Below are 14,683 nucleotides of genomic sequence, written 5' to 3' on the forward strand. Positions count from 1 at the left end.
AAGCGCAGCTCGTAAAGGTACATCGTGCCCAGTGCGTCGAAAGACGAGATGCGAGTGATGCTTCACGAGCACTTAGCCTTCTGGGGACTCAAGCGATTCGACTCCGACGACGCCTATTTCGAGTGGCAGCGCCGATCCCTCTCGATGCAGGAGCTGAGTCTCCTCCATCGCCACGTCGAGCAGAAGCGGCAGGGAACCTCCGCCGACGAAATCGCCTTTTACGACGCCACGGCCGATCCGCGCATACTCCCGGTGCTCTATAGCCAACGATACGAGTATTATCTGGCGGTCGGAGCGTTGACTGCGGAGCGCATCGGTCTGGCGACGTCGGTGCTCGACTTCGGTTGCGGGACCGGTGTGCTGACGACGTTTTATGCCAGACAATTTCCCCACGTGTCCTTTCTCGGGGTCGACCGGTCACCCGAGTCGCTGCGTCGGGCCGAAGAACAGGCGGTCGCGCTCGGCCTGCAGAATATTCGGTTTGAGTGTCTGGACATCGTGGATCGCCGCACGTCCATGACGGTCGATCTTGTCGTGGCGACCCATGCCCTGTTGCAGGCGGAGCAGGACCCCGGCCTGCCGAGCCACGATTGGCGGACGTTTGAACGGGATCGAGACAGGGGCGGTCAGCGGGGGTTCGAGGAGCGTACCGGTGTAGGCCCTCGACTCGACGCGCTCTGCTCGGTCCTGACGGCGCAGGGCCGCATGGTGGTGTTTGAGAAGACACGTCAGTTGTCCCGTCGCGTGCCGTTTCAACGGGCCTTGGCGGCGCGAGGCTTGATCCAGATCGAGTCTCCCCGGCCCATCCGGTACAGCCTCGTGGAGGAGATTGCCCAGGACGGGCCGTTCTACACATTACAGAAGAACGGGGACGGGGCGGTCGAGTGGGACGAGGCGCCCGAGCCGGATGAAGGAGCGCCGTTCGACCCGGCCGTCGAACCGCCCGCGACCGGCGGTGAGGCGCCGCTATACGAAAACCACTATCCGTCGGCCCAATCGGCCTGGGAGGGGCTGAGTGGCCGCGTCGTCGTCAAGGAACGGACCCTGTCCGAACCCGACGGCCGGCAACTGCATGCGGAGTATGGACGGTGCGATGCGGGTCAGTATCTGTATTGCGCCAACACATTCGACCGGCGTCAGTTGGTGATCGTCGAACCGGCGCGCGGCGCAATGCTGGAGACGTACTATCAGGAGATCGTCGGCGGATGATCGCGCGCGTCAAGACCCGGTTCATTCCTGGCGGCACGCAGCGGGCTAGTCTCCGGTGCGGCGGCACGAGCTACGGCTCCGGCTGCTTGCCCGATGGTTTGAGGAATGGCGCGATGGTGTCGATCGGAATCGGAAAGATCGTCGTCGAGTTCTTTTCGGCCGCGATCTCGACGAGCGTCTGAAGGTACCGGAGCTGCAGCGCCGCGGGGTTTCTGCTGATCACGTCGGCGGCATCGGCCAGCCGCCGTGACGCTTCAAATTCCCCTTCGGCGTGGATGATTTTCGCGCGCCGTTCGCGCTCGGCCTCCGCTTGGCGGGCGATCGCCCGTTGCATTTCCTGCGGCAAGTCCACATTCTTGACCTCCACGGCCGTGACTTTCACGCCCCAGGGCTCGGTCTGTTGATCGATGATGCGCTGGAGATCGGCGTTGATCTGCTCGCGCTTCGCCAGCAGGTCGTCGAGTTGGCTCTGTCCCAGCACGCTTCGGAGCGTCGTCTGAGACATCATGGACGTGGCTTGGAGATAGTCTTCGACCTGGATGATGGCCCGCTCCTGATCCACCACCCGGAAGTAAATGACGGCATTGACCTTCACGGTCACGTTGTCGCGTGTGATCACGTCCTGGGGCGGGACGTCCATGGCTACGATTCGCAAGCTGACGCGGACCAGCTTGTCGATGAACGGGAGAATTATGATGACGCCGGGGCCGTTACCGCCGACCAGGCCCCGGGCGAGACGCCCCCATCGGAAAATAACGGCCCGTTCGTATTCCCGCAGGACGTTGAATCCCATCAGGACGAGAACGGCGCCCAGGATCAGGATCGCAAATGGACTGAACGGCATGGTCACGCCTCTTTTCTCGTGGAGCAGGGTTTGACGCGAAGGCGCAGACCTTCAACGCCGGTGATTTCGGCTTCTTCGCCGGGTTGAAGCGGCTGCTCGCTGACCGCGTCCCAGAGTTCGCCCTGTACCGCCACATGTCCGTGCGGAGCCAGCGCCGTTCTGGCGGTAGCGACGAGGCCGATCATGCCTTCTGGGCCGGTGGCGTGAGGCCGGCGCATGGCCTGGACGCCCATACCGACGATCAGGAGCGAAAAGATGGCCACCAGCGTGACGACCGGAAGAATGACCGACCAGGAGATCTGTAGAAACTCCGCGTCGGTCTTGATCAGCATCACCGACCCCAGCAGGAGAGAGATGACGCCGCCGATGGCGAGCAAGCCGTAACTGGTGACGGTGGCTTCCAGGATAAAGAAGACGATCCCCAGCAGGAACAGGAGAACACCGGCATAGTTTACCGGCAGCGACTGCAGGGCGTAAAACGCCATGACGAGACTGATCGCGCCGACGATGCCGGGGAGAATCGCTCCAGGATTGTACAGTTCGGCCATGAGTCCGACCGTGCCGATGGTCATGAGCAGGTAGGCGATATTGGGATCGCTGAGGGCTTTCAGAAATTCGAGGCGCAGCCCCATCGGGAATTCGCGCATCTCGACTCCGGCAGTGCGCACCACGGTCCGTCCGGTCTGGAGCTGGATGGCGCGGCCATCGAGTTGCTTGAGCAGGGAGGGCAGGTCGTCGGCGATCAGGTCGATAACCTTCAGTTTCAAGGCCTCGCGCTCCGTGACGGACAGGCTCTTCCGGACGGCGTCTTCCGCCCAGACGACGTTGCGCTTGCGCTGTTCGGCGATCGATTTGATGTAGGCCACGGAGTCGTTCTCTATCTTGGCTTTCATCGCGTCGCCCAGCTCGCCTCCTCCGACCGCCACGGGATGGGCCGCCCCGATGTTGGTGCCGGGAGCCATGGCCGCCACGTGCGCGGCCATCGCGATGAAGACTCCGGCCGAGGCGGCCCTAGCGCTGGACGGCGCGACATATACGACGACGGGGATCGCGGCCCCGGTAATGTCCTTGATGACGAGGCGCATCGACGTGTCGAGCCCACCCGGCGTGTTGAGACGAATGATCAGGGCCCGCGCTCCGGTCTCCAGGGCCGACGCGAGGGCATCGTGCACGAATTCGGCTGCGACCGGGTTGATGACGCCGTCGTAGGTTGCCACCAGCACGGAGGGCCCGGGCGGCGCGGCTGTCGCCACGCCGGACGGCACGGCGAGACAGACCGGCAGAGCGAGAATCGGGAGAAGCGGCGGCAGCCTGGACCGATGACCCAACATCTTCATCGGGCATCTCCACCTTGACCGAAGAGGCGGCAGATAAGCGACGGACCCGGCACTCGCAGAATACGAGCCGCCTGAAACTCTGTCAAGAAAGGGACTGCGCCGTCTTGGCTTTACGCCGAGATCCGGCGATAATGCCGGATCGATGAGCGCAACGCCGCCATGATATCGGCACACCGGAGAATCTGGCGAAGCCCTTACGCGATGGGGGCAGGGTGTAGCCGCAACTACTTCTGTTTCGGGGTCCATTCCCGAGCCAGCCGCTGTGCTTCGGCGATCTGGGCGGGCGTCATCTGCCTGGTGAGCGCGTCACGACGCTCGAGCGCCCGCTTCTCACCGTGCGCCGCCGACAGGTTGTACCACATATGCGCCTGGATGAAGTCTTGGGGTACGCCGCGGCCTTGCTCGTACATCAGGCCGAGCTTGGCGAAGGCCAGCGCATCCCCCTGCGCCGCCGCCCGGCGGAACCAGGAGAGGGCCATCTGTTCGCTTTCAGGCGCCCCGTTGCCCTGGAAGTACAGAGTGCCGAGGTTGACCTGTGCGCCTGGATGACCTTGCTCCGCGGCCTTATCGAACCATTGCTTCGCCCGACTGTAGTCCTGAGGCACGCCGCGGCCTTCACTATACAGCGTCCCCAACCGATTCTGAGCCTCGGGGTTGCCCTGCTCCGCCGCCTTGCGTAGGTCGGAGATCGAGACCGCGGACTCTTCATAGGGGAGCACGGACTTGGGGCGATCGGTCGGTGAATCCTCGGTGACGCAGGAGGTCAGCAGACAGCACAGCAGCCACAACAGGTACGGAGAATAGAATGATTTTGGCATGGGACAATCTCACCAAATCCTTCACCGAGCACTCTCGCGAGTGATCCTGTTCAGGGTGAACGAGTCAAAACGGTAAAGCGTAATCCTACTCAGCTTGACGCGGGAAGTTCAAGCCGCGAGCTCGATGGACCGGTCTCTCCGATCCATGAAGCGTAGCAGCGAAGCGGCGCGGCCCTGCGCAGAGTGCGAATGGCCTTCCGGCAACCGGCGCATCGGGATGTTGCGGCGGTCATTCTGCCGACTGGTTGCGATCCTGACCATGCCCGACCCGAGCGAAGTCGATGAAGCCCCGCTCGACATCCGTGTGCAGCAGTTCCACGGCGAGCGTGTCTCCCACATCGAGCCCTCCGAGTCGCGACACCAATTTCCCTTCCACCGGCGGATCGAGGAGGCGCACCCACGTGCCCTTGCTCGAGGCGCCGGTCACGATGGCGTCGAAGCGCCGGCCGATCTGCGATTCGAGCAACAGCGCCGCGGCCGATTTTCGGAGCTGCCGCTCGACCTTTTCGGCGTCGTCTTCTTTCCTGGTGCAGTGATCCGCCAGAAATTGAAGTTCGTCCGGACGATAGGGAAGGGACGCCTGCGCCAGGGCTGCTTTGATGAGCCGTTGGGTGATGAGGTCGGGAAAGCGGCGGTTGGGCGCGGTGGAGTGGGTATAGTCCTTCACCGCAAGACCGAAGTGTTCGGATGCTCCGTTCTGCTGGCGGTCGAGCACATATTCCCCGCGGCCGATGAGCTTGACGATCGCGAGAGAGAGATCGGGAAACCTCAGGGGATCGGCTTCCCGGCGCTTGACCAAGAAGCTCTCCAGCGCACGTGCATCCGGCTGGGCGGGCAGCGGCTCGTTCCAGCGGCCCGCGACCTCTACAATACGCTGCCAGCGTTCGGGCGACCGGAGCACACGCCGGAACGACGGCATGCCTTCGGCTTTCAGGAAGGTCACGGTCGCCTGGTTGGCCGCGATCATGAAATCTTCGATCAGGTCCCTGGCCCTATTCTTTCGCTCCACCAAGACGTTGGAGAGCCGCTCGCCATCGAAGACGGCCTTCGGCTCGAGCGTTTCAAGACTGAGCGCGCCTTCCTGATGACGTCTGGCCTTGAGCCGGCGCGCGACGCGGTCTTGCAGCCGCAACTGCGCCTCCAGGCCTTCGACCTCCTTGACGGCGCCGGGTACGGGTCCGTCGCCCTCCAGCCAGGCGCCGACGGCGCCGTAGGCCAGCTTCGCCTGGTTGCGCACCATGCCGCGGTAGATCCGGGAGCCCAGCACCTCGCCGTCCTCCCCCACGCTCATCTCCACGATGATCGCCAGACGGTCCTGGTGCTCATTAAGTGAAGTGAGATCGGTCGAGAGCTTGTCGGGCAGCATGGGGAAGACACCCCCCGAGGTGTAGACCGAGGTCGTGTTGTGCAGGGCATGGGCGTCCAGGCTCGAATCCTTCGCGACCAGAGCGTCCACGTCCGCGATCGCCACACGGATCGCGATGACGCCGTCGGGTGCGGGCTCGGCTACCGTGAGTTGATCGAGATCCCGGGAGTCGTCGTTGTCGATCGAGGCCCATGGCCAGTGGGTCAGATCGCGTACCCCCGGATCTCCCTTGCGGTCCGCCGGGGCGGAGATTCGTGACAATTCCGCCAGGGCCGGGGAAGAGAAATCGGGGTAGAAATCCCGCTCGATCATGGCGCGCCTGGCGATGCCGCGAAGATCGGACCGGTGAGTGCCCATCAGTGTCCTCCAGAAGGTGTGGCATTCTATAACACGAATCGAGGAGGCGCCGCAGCCTCTGCGGTCCCTTGCGTTCGGCCTGGGGAAACTGATAGTACTATTCAAGTTTCCATAGTATCCGAGCCGCATGCAGACCCGCAAACCGATCACGCATCTGCCGTCCGAGACCGACGCGACGCAGCGAGTCGTGGCGACCGCCCGCCGTCATTTTCTGAGCCAGGGGTTCCGCCGCGTCACGATGGATGAATTGGCGGATGAATTGGGGATGAGCAAGAAGACCCTCTACGGCCTGTTCCCCAGCAAGACAGCGCTCGTCGAGGCGGTGATTCTGGAGAAGTTTCGGTGTGTGGAAGCCGATCTGCGCCGAATTACGGCCGCCGGCCGGGGCGACGTGCTCGGCGCATTGCGCCGTCTGCTCGCCGCGGTGCAGACCCATACCCAGGAGATCCAGGCGCCCTTCGTGCGTGACATCCAACGCGACGCTCCCCATTTGTTCGAGGTGATCGAGCGGAAGCGCCGGGGGCTCATCCGGCGGTACTTCGGCAAACTGCTGAGCCGGGGGCGGAGAGCCCGAGTCATCCGGCGGGATATTCCGATACACCTGGCCATGGAAATTCTGCTCGGGGCCGTTCGTGCCGTCATGAATCCACCCAAGCTGATCGAGCTGGGTCTGACGCCCGAACAGGGATACCGCGCGATCATGTCGGTGATCTTCGAGGGACTGATCGCCGGCACGGCACGGAGGACGTCATGAAAGCCATACGGTCCGCCGCCGTGACCGGTGTTCGAGCCGCCGGCACGCTCGCCGCGCTGATCGGGGTGTGGACGGGGCTGCCGGCCTGCACGCCGCCCGACCGGACGCTGGTGCAGGGGTATGTCGAGGGCGAATTCGTCTATGTGGCTTCGCCCTATGCGGGTGCGCTGGAATCGTTGATGGTGCAGCGCGGGCAGGAGGTCAAGGAGGGTGAGCCGCTTTTTCGTCTGAACGGGGAGCCGGAGCAGGCGGCGCGGGAAGAAGCGGAGCGGCGACTGTCGCAAGCCAGGGCGACCTTGGAGGATGTGAAGAAGGGGAAACGTCCCTCGGAAATCCAGGTCATCAAAGCCCAGCTCAAGCAGGCCCGCATCGCGGTCCGGTTGTCGGAGCGGGAATTCACCAGGCAGGCCGCCTTGAGTCGGGTGCCGGGCGCCACGTCGGAGATCGAACTCGATCGGACTCGGGCGACGAGGGATCAGGACCGCCATCGCGTGTCCGAACTCGAAGCGGAGCTGGACACCGCGCAGGCCGGCTCCCGAACCGACCAGATCGCGGCGGCGGAAGCGGAAGTGCGCGCGCGCGAAGCGGCCCTGACAAAGGCCGCCTGGGAATTGTCGCAGAAGCAGCAGCAGGCTCCCAAGGCGGGCCTGGTCTTCGAGATACTGTATCGAGAAGGAGAATGGGTCGCGGCGGGACGTCCCGTCGTCGCGCTCCTGCCGCCGCAAAACGTCAAGGTGCGGGCCTTCGTGTCGCAGGATCTGGCCGGCACGGTGCAACCGGGACAGTCCGTGCGCGTATCCGTCGACGGGATCGCAGAGTCGTTTGTCGGCACGGTGAACTATATCTCACCGAAGGCGGAATTTACTCCCCCGGTGATCTACAGCCGGGAAAGCCGCTCCAAGCTCGTCTTCATGGTCGAAGCGCGGTTCGATCCGTCGGTTGCGGCAAAGCTGCATCCGGGACAGCCGGTGGACGTCCGGATCGGAGGCGATCGATGACGCAGGACGCGCCGGCCATCGACGTGCAGAACATGACCAAGCGTTTCGGCGACCGGACCGTGGTCGATCGGATCGGGTTGCAGGTCCGCAAGGGCGAGATCTGCGGCTTCCTCGGTCCCAACGGCAGCGGCAAAACCACGTTTATCCGCATGCTGTGCGGGCTCTTGCGCGCCGACGACGGCCGCGGCACCTGTTTGGGGTACGACGTCATTCGGGAGAGCCGGGCCATCAAGCGGCATGTCGGCTACATGACCCAACGGTTCAGTTTCTACGAAGATCTGAGCATCGCGGAGAACCTGGATTTCGTGGCGCGCATGTTCGCCGTGCCGGATCGGCGGAGCGCCGTCCGCCTCAGTCTCGAGCGGCTGGGCTTGCTCGAGCGCCGGCGGCAGCTGGCCGGGGAGCTGTCGGGAGGGTGGAAGCAGCGGCTCGCGCTGGCCGCCTGTTTGATCCACCGACCGAAGCTCCTCCTCCTAGACGAACCGACAGCCGGAGTGGACCCCAAGGCGCGGCGCGAGTTCTGGGAGCAGGTCCACGATCTGGCGGCCGACGGCCTGACCTGCCTGATTACGACCCACTATATGGACGAGGCGGAACGGTGCCACCGGTTGGCCTACATCGCCTACGGCAAGCTGCTGACCCATGGAACCGTGCAGGAGGTGATCGACCATGCCGGCCTCACGACCTGGCTCGTGGCGGGCCCCGACCTGCACCGGCTAGCCGCCACGCTCCGCACGCGGCCCGGTGTCACACAGGCGGTCGCGTTCGGCAACCGCCTGCATGTGAGCGGCGACGATGACGCGGCGCTTTCCGAGGCCATCGCGCCGTTCAAGACGACGGACTACGATTGGCGTCGGATCGGGCCCGGGCTCGAAGACGTCTTCATCCACCTGATGGGCGGGTCCCAGGACAATTTTTCATCATGACAACACGGAACGTGTTTTCACCCGCACGATTTTGGGCCATGGTGGTGAAAGAGTTCGTCCAGATGCGTCGGGACCGGCTGACGTTCGGCATGATGATCGGAATCCCGCTGATCCAGCTGATCCTCTTTGGGCTGGCGATCAACGCCGATCCCAAGCACCTCCCGACGGCGGTACTGTTGGCCGATCGGGGGCCGCAGGGTCGCAGCCTGCTTGAAGCGATTCGCCACAGCAACTATTTCGAATTTGTCCGAGAGCTGCGGACTGAAACCGAGGCTCGCGCGGCGATCGCGCGCGGGGAGGTCCAGTTCGTGGTCTCGATTCCGGAAAACTTTACCCGCGATCTATGGCGCGGCGACCGGCCGGCCATCCTGGTCGAAGCCGACGCGACGGATCCCGCCGCCACCGGCAACGCGATCGGTTCGTTGCGGATGCTCGTGAATTCGGCCTTCCAGCACGATTTCAAGGGGCCGCTCGGATTTCTGGCGCGGCAGGAGGATCCGGTGGAGCTGCGCGTGCATGCCCAGTACAATCCCGAGGCCGTCACGCACTACAACATCGTGCCGGGCCTCATGGGTGTGGTGCTGACCATGACGATGGTCGTCATCACGGGGCTGGCCATCACGCGGGAACGCGAGCGCGGCACGATGGAGAACCTCCTCTCCATGCCCACGCGGCCGTTCGAGGTCATGATCGGAAAGCTCATTCCCTACATTCTCGTCGGCTACGTTCAGCTGGGGCTGATTCTGCTGGCCGCTCGCTTTCTGTTCGGGGTGCCGATGGAAGGCAATCTCGTGCTGCTGCTCGCCGCGGCGCTGGTCTTCATCGCCGCCAATCTGGCGGTCGGTATTACCTTTTCTACGATCGCGCAGAATCAGCTTCAGGCGATGCAGATGTCGTTCTTTTTCTTTCTGCCGTCCCTGCTGTTGTCGGGATTCATGTTCCCCTTCCGCGGCATGCCTGCCTGGGCGCAGGCCATCGGCGAAGTCTTCCCGCTGACACATTTTCTGCGGATCGTCCGGGGCATCCTGCTCAAAGGCAACGGGGTCGAGGAGGTCTTGTTACAGCTCTGGCAAGTCGCCCTGTTCGCCGCGGTGGCACTGACCATCGGGGTCACGCGCTTCAAGCAAACTCTCGACTGAGCGGGTGGGTTCCGTCAGCCCAAGGCCGCCCAGATCTTTTGGGCGTTCTCGCCGGTGAAGGTCATGTCGTCCTGCGCACTGGAGCTGCGCTCGAAATAGAGATGCAGCAAGCCGCCGCCGTAATGGGCTTCGCGCACGAGATCCAGATTGATCGCCACCTCTCCGGCCCGTTCCTCATCCTTCACCTTGACGAATCGCATGCAGGTCTCCTTTTTTTGGCGATGAGTCGGCCCGGTGCGACGGCAGGCTCGGTCAAGTGAGCCGTTGATCCGGGCACCGTACGGTAGGCGGAGAAGAGACGTGAGTCAAGCCGGAGAAGCCGACTGCCATCACATACGGCCGGCTTTCATGTTGGCGGGCACGGCAATGTCAATCTTCGCCGGCAGCGGCACCCGGCGTTTGCTCATCATGTCGACGAAGGTGTCCAAGTCGATGGCTAAATTGAGCCGCAGATTGAACCGCTTTTCTTCTCCGATGGTCGACGCCACGCGGCCGGTATAGTCGTGCCCCGGATACAGCACCGTCTCGTCCGGCAGAGTGAACAGCTTGGTATGGACAGATTCGAAGAGTCTCTTTGACGAGCCGCCCTGGAGATCCGTCCGGCCGTTTCCCCGAATGAACACCGTATCCCCGGTGAACACCGCGCCTGGCAGGAGATAGCTGGTGCAGCTGTCGGTGTGTCCGGGGGTCGCCAGGGCTCTGATCGAGGTGGCTCCGAACGTGAGATCCTTCCCGTCGTAGAGAAAGCGGTCCGCTCCCGTGACCACGCCTTCGGCGGCCCCTCCGTAGACGATCGGCGCGCCGGTTCGATCCTTGATGGCCGAGGCTCCGGTGATATGGTCGGCGTGGATGTGGGTTTCCACCGCGTAAGCCAGGGTCAGGTCCAACTCCTTCAGCAGCAACAGATCCCGGTCGACGTTTTCCAGCACCGAATCGATGATGACCGCCAGCCGCGACGCCCCGTCGGCCACGATGTACGTGCGGCTCTCCGCCCGGTCGTCGACGTTCTGGACGTCGTTCACGTCCAGCAACGTCGTGACGGTATAGGTGGCTCGCTCGGTCACGGTGTGAGTCCTCCGGGTAGGCGGTGTGCGGCGGTTCGCCCTCGCTCGGCAAAAACGCGGCTATTCTACTGGCTCGCGCTGGACGAGTCCATGGTCTCGTCGCGAAGGCCTAGCCAGCATTATTCACGACGACTTCTACTGCAACCGCCGATACGCCGCTGCGACAAGCTGACATGCGGTTGTGCGGCATGCCAGCGGGCGGGCTCGCCCCTCGCGGCCTCGACATACTGTTTCAAGTATGCCTCTTCAAGTATGCCTCGACCTCTCGGCGCTCCGCGCGCCCGTCTCGCATGGCGTCTTGGCGGTTTCGTCACGAACTCTCGTGAATAATGCGGGCTAGTGTGGTGTCCCGTAAGGTCCGAAAATATCCGTTCGCCCTGAGCCGGTCGAAGGGCGCCCACGTTCAATGAGTTTCGTTCATGGTTCGACAGGCCTGTCCTGAGCCAGTCGAAGGGCTCACCACGAACGACCTTCTGGGGCGCAACACGAGGCGCAAGCGGTCGAACCGGGCGACGTTCAGATCGTCGCATCGAAGCGTAATTGGTCAGTATCCGCTCGCGTCATGCTCGCCCTCGATCGGTGTCGAGGGCAGGCTCCAGCGGGCATCCACTGCTCGATCATGACTCACTGCTGAGGAGCAGGTCTTGACGGGATTCCCGCTTCCGCGGGAATGACACGCTTCAGGTATGAAGAATCCAGGATTCCGCAGCTGGATTTGGCCTGTGGTGTTGGAAGGGCGATGCGTGCTCCAGTCTGGATATCAGACGATCAGCCCCTGATCGCGTGGTCATGTCGATGATCACGTTGTCATTTCGAACGGAGTGAGAAATCCTTGATTTGCTCGCAAGTTCCCTCGAAAGACTCGTGACAAGGGTCGAAATGACATTCGAGATGAATCTTTGTTTTGCTACTGCGGAATCCGGGTTTATGTGCGTGAGCAGGCTGCTGTCAAGAGAATCAGACTCCCGGATAAGACGCCGGCGCGTTTTGCCCGTACAGTGTGCTCTAGCATTGAAGCGGCGAAGCACGTGACGCGTCGCTGCATGAATCACTCTCATATCAAAGGAGGGCATCATGTCTACCGGCATCATGGTTTCTGAAACGGATCGTCTCAAGGCTCGACTCAAAACGATGTGGATGGCCGGAGATTACGACCGGTTCTCACGCTACATGGAGAGCGGCGCCCGGGAGTTTTACGAGAGGCTCGGTTTGGCGCCCGGATGCCGGGTGCTCGACGTGGGATGCGGATCCGGCCAGGTGGCCCTGATTGCCGCAAAGGACGGGCTGGGGGTCACCGGAGTCGATATCGCGAGCAACCTGATCGCGCGGGCGCGCGCACGAGCACAGGCGGAAGGACTTGAGGTGCGCTTCGAGCAAGGCGACGCCGAGTCGCTGTCGTTCGAAGACGGAAGCTTTGACGCGGTGGTGAGTCTGATCGGCGCGATGTTCGCGCCGCGTCCCGAGGTGGTTGCGGGGGAGCTGCTGCGGGTCTGTGTACCGGGGGGCACCATCGCGATGGGCAATTGGACGCCGCAAGGGTTCGTCGGGCAGATGTTCAAGACGATTTCGAAGTTCATTGCACCATCCGGAATGCCCTCACCGTTGCTGTGGGGCGAAGAAGCCGTGGTCCAGGAGCGGCTCGGCCCTGGACTCTCCGACCTGTCCCTCACGCGGCGCCTGTATCCCTTCAGCTATCCGTTTTCTCCGGCGGAGGTGGTGGAAATCTTTCGTCGCTACTATGGCCCGGCCAACCAGGCGTTCGCCTCTCTGGATGCGGAAGGTCGAGAGCGCCTGCGCGAAGAACTCGAAGCGCTGTGGACGTTGCATAACCGGGCCGACAGCGAATGCACTACGGTGTTTGCCGAATATCTGGAGGTGGTCGGCATTCGAGTTTGAGGTCTCAGGAGAGAGCGGGGCGATGGAGCCCGAAGTCGTCGAGTCGGTCCTTGCCGCTGAAGCGTTGCCTGACGGCCGGGGCATTATCCATGGCACGCATGCCGCCACAGGCTTCTGAATTCGGCGGGTGCGATCGAGCGGCCTGTACGGAAGCGCACAGGCCGCCACTGTGTCGAATAGGGGAAACCTGTAGGGTTTTGACTGCGAAACTGCAGGCGGCCACCACTAGGGAAATAACTAGAGGCTGGACCAGGAAAGCGGTCTCGTCGTCAAATCTCCTCGCAAACCGCCGAGATGGCGCGTATCGCGCCGGCTCATAGAAAGCCGAATGACCTGCCCATGACGTGGTACTTTCCTTGCGATTCCCCTCTTCGAGTGTGACGGCCCGGACGGCGTGGTGAACGGAAATGAACACCCGGGCAGAGAAAGGGAGGCGACCATGGCATTGGCGATTGAATCCGTCGAGGTACGTATTGAGTGGTGTCGGCAGCAAAGGGCAAAGGCCGCCCAGCCCCTTGAGCGGGAAGGATGGCATGCGGAGGCGGACGGCCTCCGCGATGCGCTCCTCAGCCAGGATCACTCGAACCTCTATCGTGATTGCGGGGCGGCGGTGTTCGAGCGATATGCGCTGGGGCTGCAAGACGGGCGGGCCTTAATGCTCGTGGCGGTGGCGGAGCAACAGCACGCCATGTCCTATCGCTAGTCGATTTGTCGAGGGCGTCGTGCACAGAGTACATGGCCGGTCAGTGGAGTAGGCCATGATCCGAGGATCTCTAGCGTCTGTGTGACCACTCTCGCCTCCTGGGGAACTCTGCCATTCGATAGTTCAGGATCGTTGCAACCTCTCGATCAGGTAATCAGAGGAACGTCCCCAATCGATAAGGTCGGGCGAACTCACGGCCTGCCGGCCGGGTCCTGCTGCATGAGCCGGCACCGAGGCAACTCTTCAAGCGCCCGCCGTTCTTCGACCGGAATCAGGTCCGACTGCCCTTCCGCTTTCACACGGTCCCATTTGAGAAAAACGGCCCGGCCTCCGGCCAACTCGTACCAGTCGGCCTTGGGATCGGTTTGCGATCGCAGTGCGATCAGGTACCGGCCGGGCGGAACGGTGTGAAAACTGTAACCGCCGTCATCCAGTCGAATGATCCGGTCGAAGGCGTAGACCCAGTCCGGGGCTTGATCCCTGTCCGGTCTTGGAGGCCGGTAGAAGTAAACAAGCGCGGTTTCCGGACTCGGATGGATGAGATCTTCGAACGCGGGACCGGTCGCCCGATTGCCGTCGCAGCCGGCCGCAAAGGCGAGCCACAGGGCCAAGGTCGCCGACAGGCTTGCAGCTCGTGTCGTCCAGGCCCGTTGCGGGAGTCCCGGTTCCATCCTACGTCGCCGCCTCACGCGATGGATCCTTTTGCCGGAGGGCGAGCAGCAACCACAGGACACCGACCGTAATGAAGACGTCCGCGACGTTGAAGATGCCGGTGCGCAGAGGGCCGACGCCGAGGTTCATGAAATCAATCACCCGGCCGTGATGCAGCAGGCGATCGATCACATTGCCGATGCCTCCGCTCAAGATCAGGGTCCAAGCGATCAGGAAGCCATAGGGCTGATTCTGCGACCGTAGCAGGACGACGAACAACGTGAGAAGGCCGATGCCTGCCGCGATTTGGAAGACCAGGATGCGCATCTCCTCGGGCAGATTCCAACCTAGGCCGAGAAACGCGCCGGCGTTCTCCACATAGTGAAGTCGGACGACGTCGCGGCAACAGGACAGGGGAGGTTGAAACGCCAGATACGTGCGGGCCCACTCCTTGGTCACCTGATCGCACCCCACACAGGAAAATAGGATGAGCAGCATCAGTAGTGTTCGCGCCGTGTTGTTTCGTACCAACAGGATGGTCATCACCTGAGTGTGAACGCCGCCGGCCCGGAGGTCCCTTCGGTGGGCGGTGAGAGGAGGCCGCCACGTGCAGACAGTACT

15 protein-coding genes are annotated in these 14,683 nt (G+C 62.9%); 7 read left to right on the forward strand and 8 right to left on the reverse strand.

All coding sequences use genetic code 11. From position 1 onward, the window contains the following. Window positions 1-57 precede the first annotated feature (57 nt). Window positions 58-1,209 carry a class I SAM-dependent methyltransferase gene (locus P0111_07735; protein ID MDF0643906.1) on the forward strand — a complete coding sequence of 384 codons (1,152 nt, stop codon included), beginning with the start codon at window positions 58-60 and terminating at the stop codon, window positions 1,207-1,209. A 70-nt stretch (window positions 1,210-1,279) separates the two neighbouring features. On the opposite strand, the gene P0111_07740 is transcribed toward P0111_07735, so the two are convergent. The 4 genes from P0111_07740 to P0111_07755 form a co-directional block, all read right to left on the reverse strand. Continuing rightward, complete coding sequence (locus P0111_07740) at window positions 1,280-2,053, reverse strand: slipin family protein (protein ID MDF0643907.1); 774 nt, start codon at window positions 2,051-2,053, stop codon at window positions 1,280-1,282. Window positions 2,054-2,055: 2 nt separating this feature from the next. After that, window positions 2,056-3,390, reverse strand: a complete 1,335-nt coding sequence (locus P0111_07745; GenBank protein ID MDF0643908.1) for a nodulation protein NfeD — start codon at window positions 3,388-3,390, stop codon at window positions 2,056-2,058. A gap of 224 nt (window positions 3,391-3,614) precedes the next feature. Continuing rightward, window positions 3,615-4,208 carry a tetratricopeptide repeat protein gene (locus P0111_07750; GenBank protein ID MDF0643909.1) on the reverse strand — a complete coding sequence of 198 codons (594 nt, stop codon included), beginning with the start codon at window positions 4,206-4,208 and terminating at the stop codon, window positions 3,615-3,617. A 229-nt stretch (window positions 4,209-4,437) separates the two neighbouring features. Beyond that, window positions 4,438-5,931 (reverse strand): RNB domain-containing ribonuclease, encoded by a 1,494-nt coding sequence (locus tag P0111_07755; GenBank protein ID MDF0643910.1) that lies wholly within the window; start codon window positions 5,929-5,931, stop codon window positions 4,438-4,440. A 127-nt stretch (window positions 5,932-6,058) separates the two neighbouring features. Here P0111_07755 and P0111_07760 point away from each other — a divergent pair, with 127 nt between their 5' ends. Genes P0111_07760 through P0111_07775 form a run of 4 tightly spaced genes read left to right on the forward strand, consistent with a single transcriptional unit; the run spans window position 6,059 to window position 9,748 of the window. After that, the gene (locus P0111_07760; protein ID MDF0643911.1) at window positions 6,059-6,685 is read left to right on the forward strand and encodes a TetR/AcrR family transcriptional regulator; all 627 of its coding nucleotides are present in this window, start codon (window positions 6,059-6,061) and stop codon (window positions 6,683-6,685) included. Next, complete coding sequence (locus P0111_07765; protein ID MDF0643912.1) at window positions 6,682-7,683, forward strand: HlyD family efflux transporter periplasmic adaptor subunit; 1,002 nt, start codon at window positions 6,682-6,684, stop codon at window positions 7,681-7,683. The genes P0111_07760 and P0111_07765 overlap by 4 nt, the downstream gene beginning before the upstream one ends. Next, window positions 7,680-8,609, forward strand: a complete 930-nt coding sequence (locus P0111_07770; protein MDF0643913.1) for an ABC transporter ATP-binding protein — start codon at window positions 7,680-7,682, stop codon at window positions 8,607-8,609. Before P0111_07765 ends, P0111_07770 begins: the two co-directional genes overlap by 4 nt. Beyond that, entirely contained in the window at window positions 8,606-9,748 is a 1,143-nt protein-coding gene (locus P0111_07775) for an ABC transporter permease (GenBank protein MDF0643914.1), read from the forward strand. Before P0111_07770 ends, P0111_07775 begins: the two co-directional genes overlap by 4 nt. Window positions 9,749-9,762: 14 nt before the next feature. Here the strand turns inward: P0111_07775 and P0111_07780 are convergent, their stop codons facing one another. After that, window positions 9,763-9,948 carry a hypothetical protein gene (locus P0111_07780; protein MDF0643915.1) on the reverse strand — a complete coding sequence of 62 codons (186 nt, stop codon included), beginning with the start codon at window positions 9,946-9,948 and terminating at the stop codon, window positions 9,763-9,765. 129 nt (window positions 9,949-10,077) lie between these two features. Next, on the reverse strand, window positions 10,078-10,812 hold the full coding sequence (locus P0111_07785) for an MBL fold metallo-hydrolase (GenBank protein MDF0643916.1): 735 nt from the start codon (window positions 10,810-10,812) through the stop codon (window positions 10,078-10,080). A gap of 1,074 nt (window positions 10,813-11,886) precedes the next feature. Between P0111_07785 and P0111_07790 the strand changes: the two genes are divergently transcribed. Both P0111_07790 and P0111_07795 read left to right on the forward strand, forming a co-directional pair. Then, window positions 11,887-12,708 carry a class I SAM-dependent methyltransferase gene (locus tag P0111_07790; GenBank protein MDF0643917.1) on the forward strand — a complete coding sequence of 274 codons (822 nt, stop codon included), beginning with the start codon at window positions 11,887-11,889 and terminating at the stop codon, window positions 12,706-12,708. A gap of 439 nt (window positions 12,709-13,147) precedes the next feature. Beyond that, window positions 13,148-13,411: a hypothetical protein gene (locus P0111_07795; GenBank protein MDF0643918.1), complete on the forward strand. Its 264-nt coding sequence runs from the start codon at window positions 13,148-13,150 to the stop codon at window positions 13,409-13,411. Window positions 13,412-13,602: 191 nt separating this feature from the next. Here the strand turns inward: P0111_07795 and P0111_07800 are convergent, their stop codons facing one another. Both P0111_07800 and lspA read right to left on the reverse strand, forming a co-directional pair. After that, window positions 13,603-14,100, reverse strand: coding sequence for a hypothetical protein (locus P0111_07800; protein ID MDF0643919.1), 498 nt, complete (start codon window positions 14,098-14,100; stop codon window positions 13,603-13,605). Further along, entirely contained in the window at window positions 14,084-14,605 is a 522-nt protein-coding gene (lspA, locus tag P0111_07805; GenBank protein MDF0643920.1) for a signal peptidase II, read from the reverse strand. Before lspA ends, P0111_07800 begins: the two co-directional genes overlap by 17 nt. Window positions 14,606-14,683 lie beyond the last annotated feature (78 nt).

The sequence above is a fragment of the Nitrospira sp. genome (genome assembly GCA_029194535.1).
Lineage (GTDB): Bacteria > Nitrospirota > Nitrospiria > Nitrospirales > Nitrospiraceae > Nitrospira_C.

Coding starts and splice junctions, on each gene's coding strand:
- P0111_07780 (MDF0643915.1), bottom strand. CDS start 9,948: ATGCGATTCGTCAAGGTGAAGGATGAGGAACGGGCCGGAGAGGTGGCG.
- P0111_07795 (MDF0643918.1), top strand. CDS start 13,148: ATGGCATTGGCGATTGAATCCGTCGAGGTACGTATTGAGTGGTGTCGG.
- P0111_07745 (MDF0643908.1), bottom strand. CDS start 3,390: ATGAAGATGTTGGGTCATCGGTCCAGGCTGCCGCCGCTTCTCCCGATT.
- P0111_07750 (MDF0643909.1), bottom strand. CDS start 4,208: ATGCCAAAATCATTCTATTCTCCGTACCTGTTGTGGCTGCTGTGCTGT.
- P0111_07775 (MDF0643914.1), top strand. CDS start 8,606: ATGACAACACGGAACGTGTTTTCACCCGCACGATTTTGGGCCATGGTG.
- lspA (MDF0643920.1), bottom strand. CDS start 14,605: ATGACCATCCTGTTGGTACGAAACAACACGGCGCGAACACTACTGATG.
- P0111_07740 (MDF0643907.1), bottom strand. CDS start 2,053: ATGCCGTTCAGTCCATTTGCGATCCTGATCCTGGGCGCCGTTCTCGTC.
- P0111_07760 (MDF0643911.1), top strand. CDS start 6,059: ATGCAGACCCGCAAACCGATCACGCATCTGCCGTCCGAGACCGACGCG.
- P0111_07765 (MDF0643912.1), top strand. CDS start 6,682: ATGAAAGCCATACGGTCCGCCGCCGTGACCGGTGTTCGAGCCGCCGGC.
- P0111_07735 (MDF0643906.1), top strand. CDS start 58: ATGCTTCACGAGCACTTAGCCTTCTGGGGACTCAAGCGATTCGACTCC.
- P0111_07790 (MDF0643917.1), top strand. CDS start 11,887: ATGTCTACCGGCATCATGGTTTCTGAAACGGATCGTCTCAAGGCTCGA.
- P0111_07770 (MDF0643913.1), top strand. CDS start 7,680: ATGACGCAGGACGCGCCGGCCATCGACGTGCAGAACATGACCAAGCGT.
- P0111_07755 (MDF0643910.1), bottom strand. CDS start 5,931: ATGGGCACTCACCGGTCCGATCTTCGCGGCATCGCCAGGCGCGCCATG.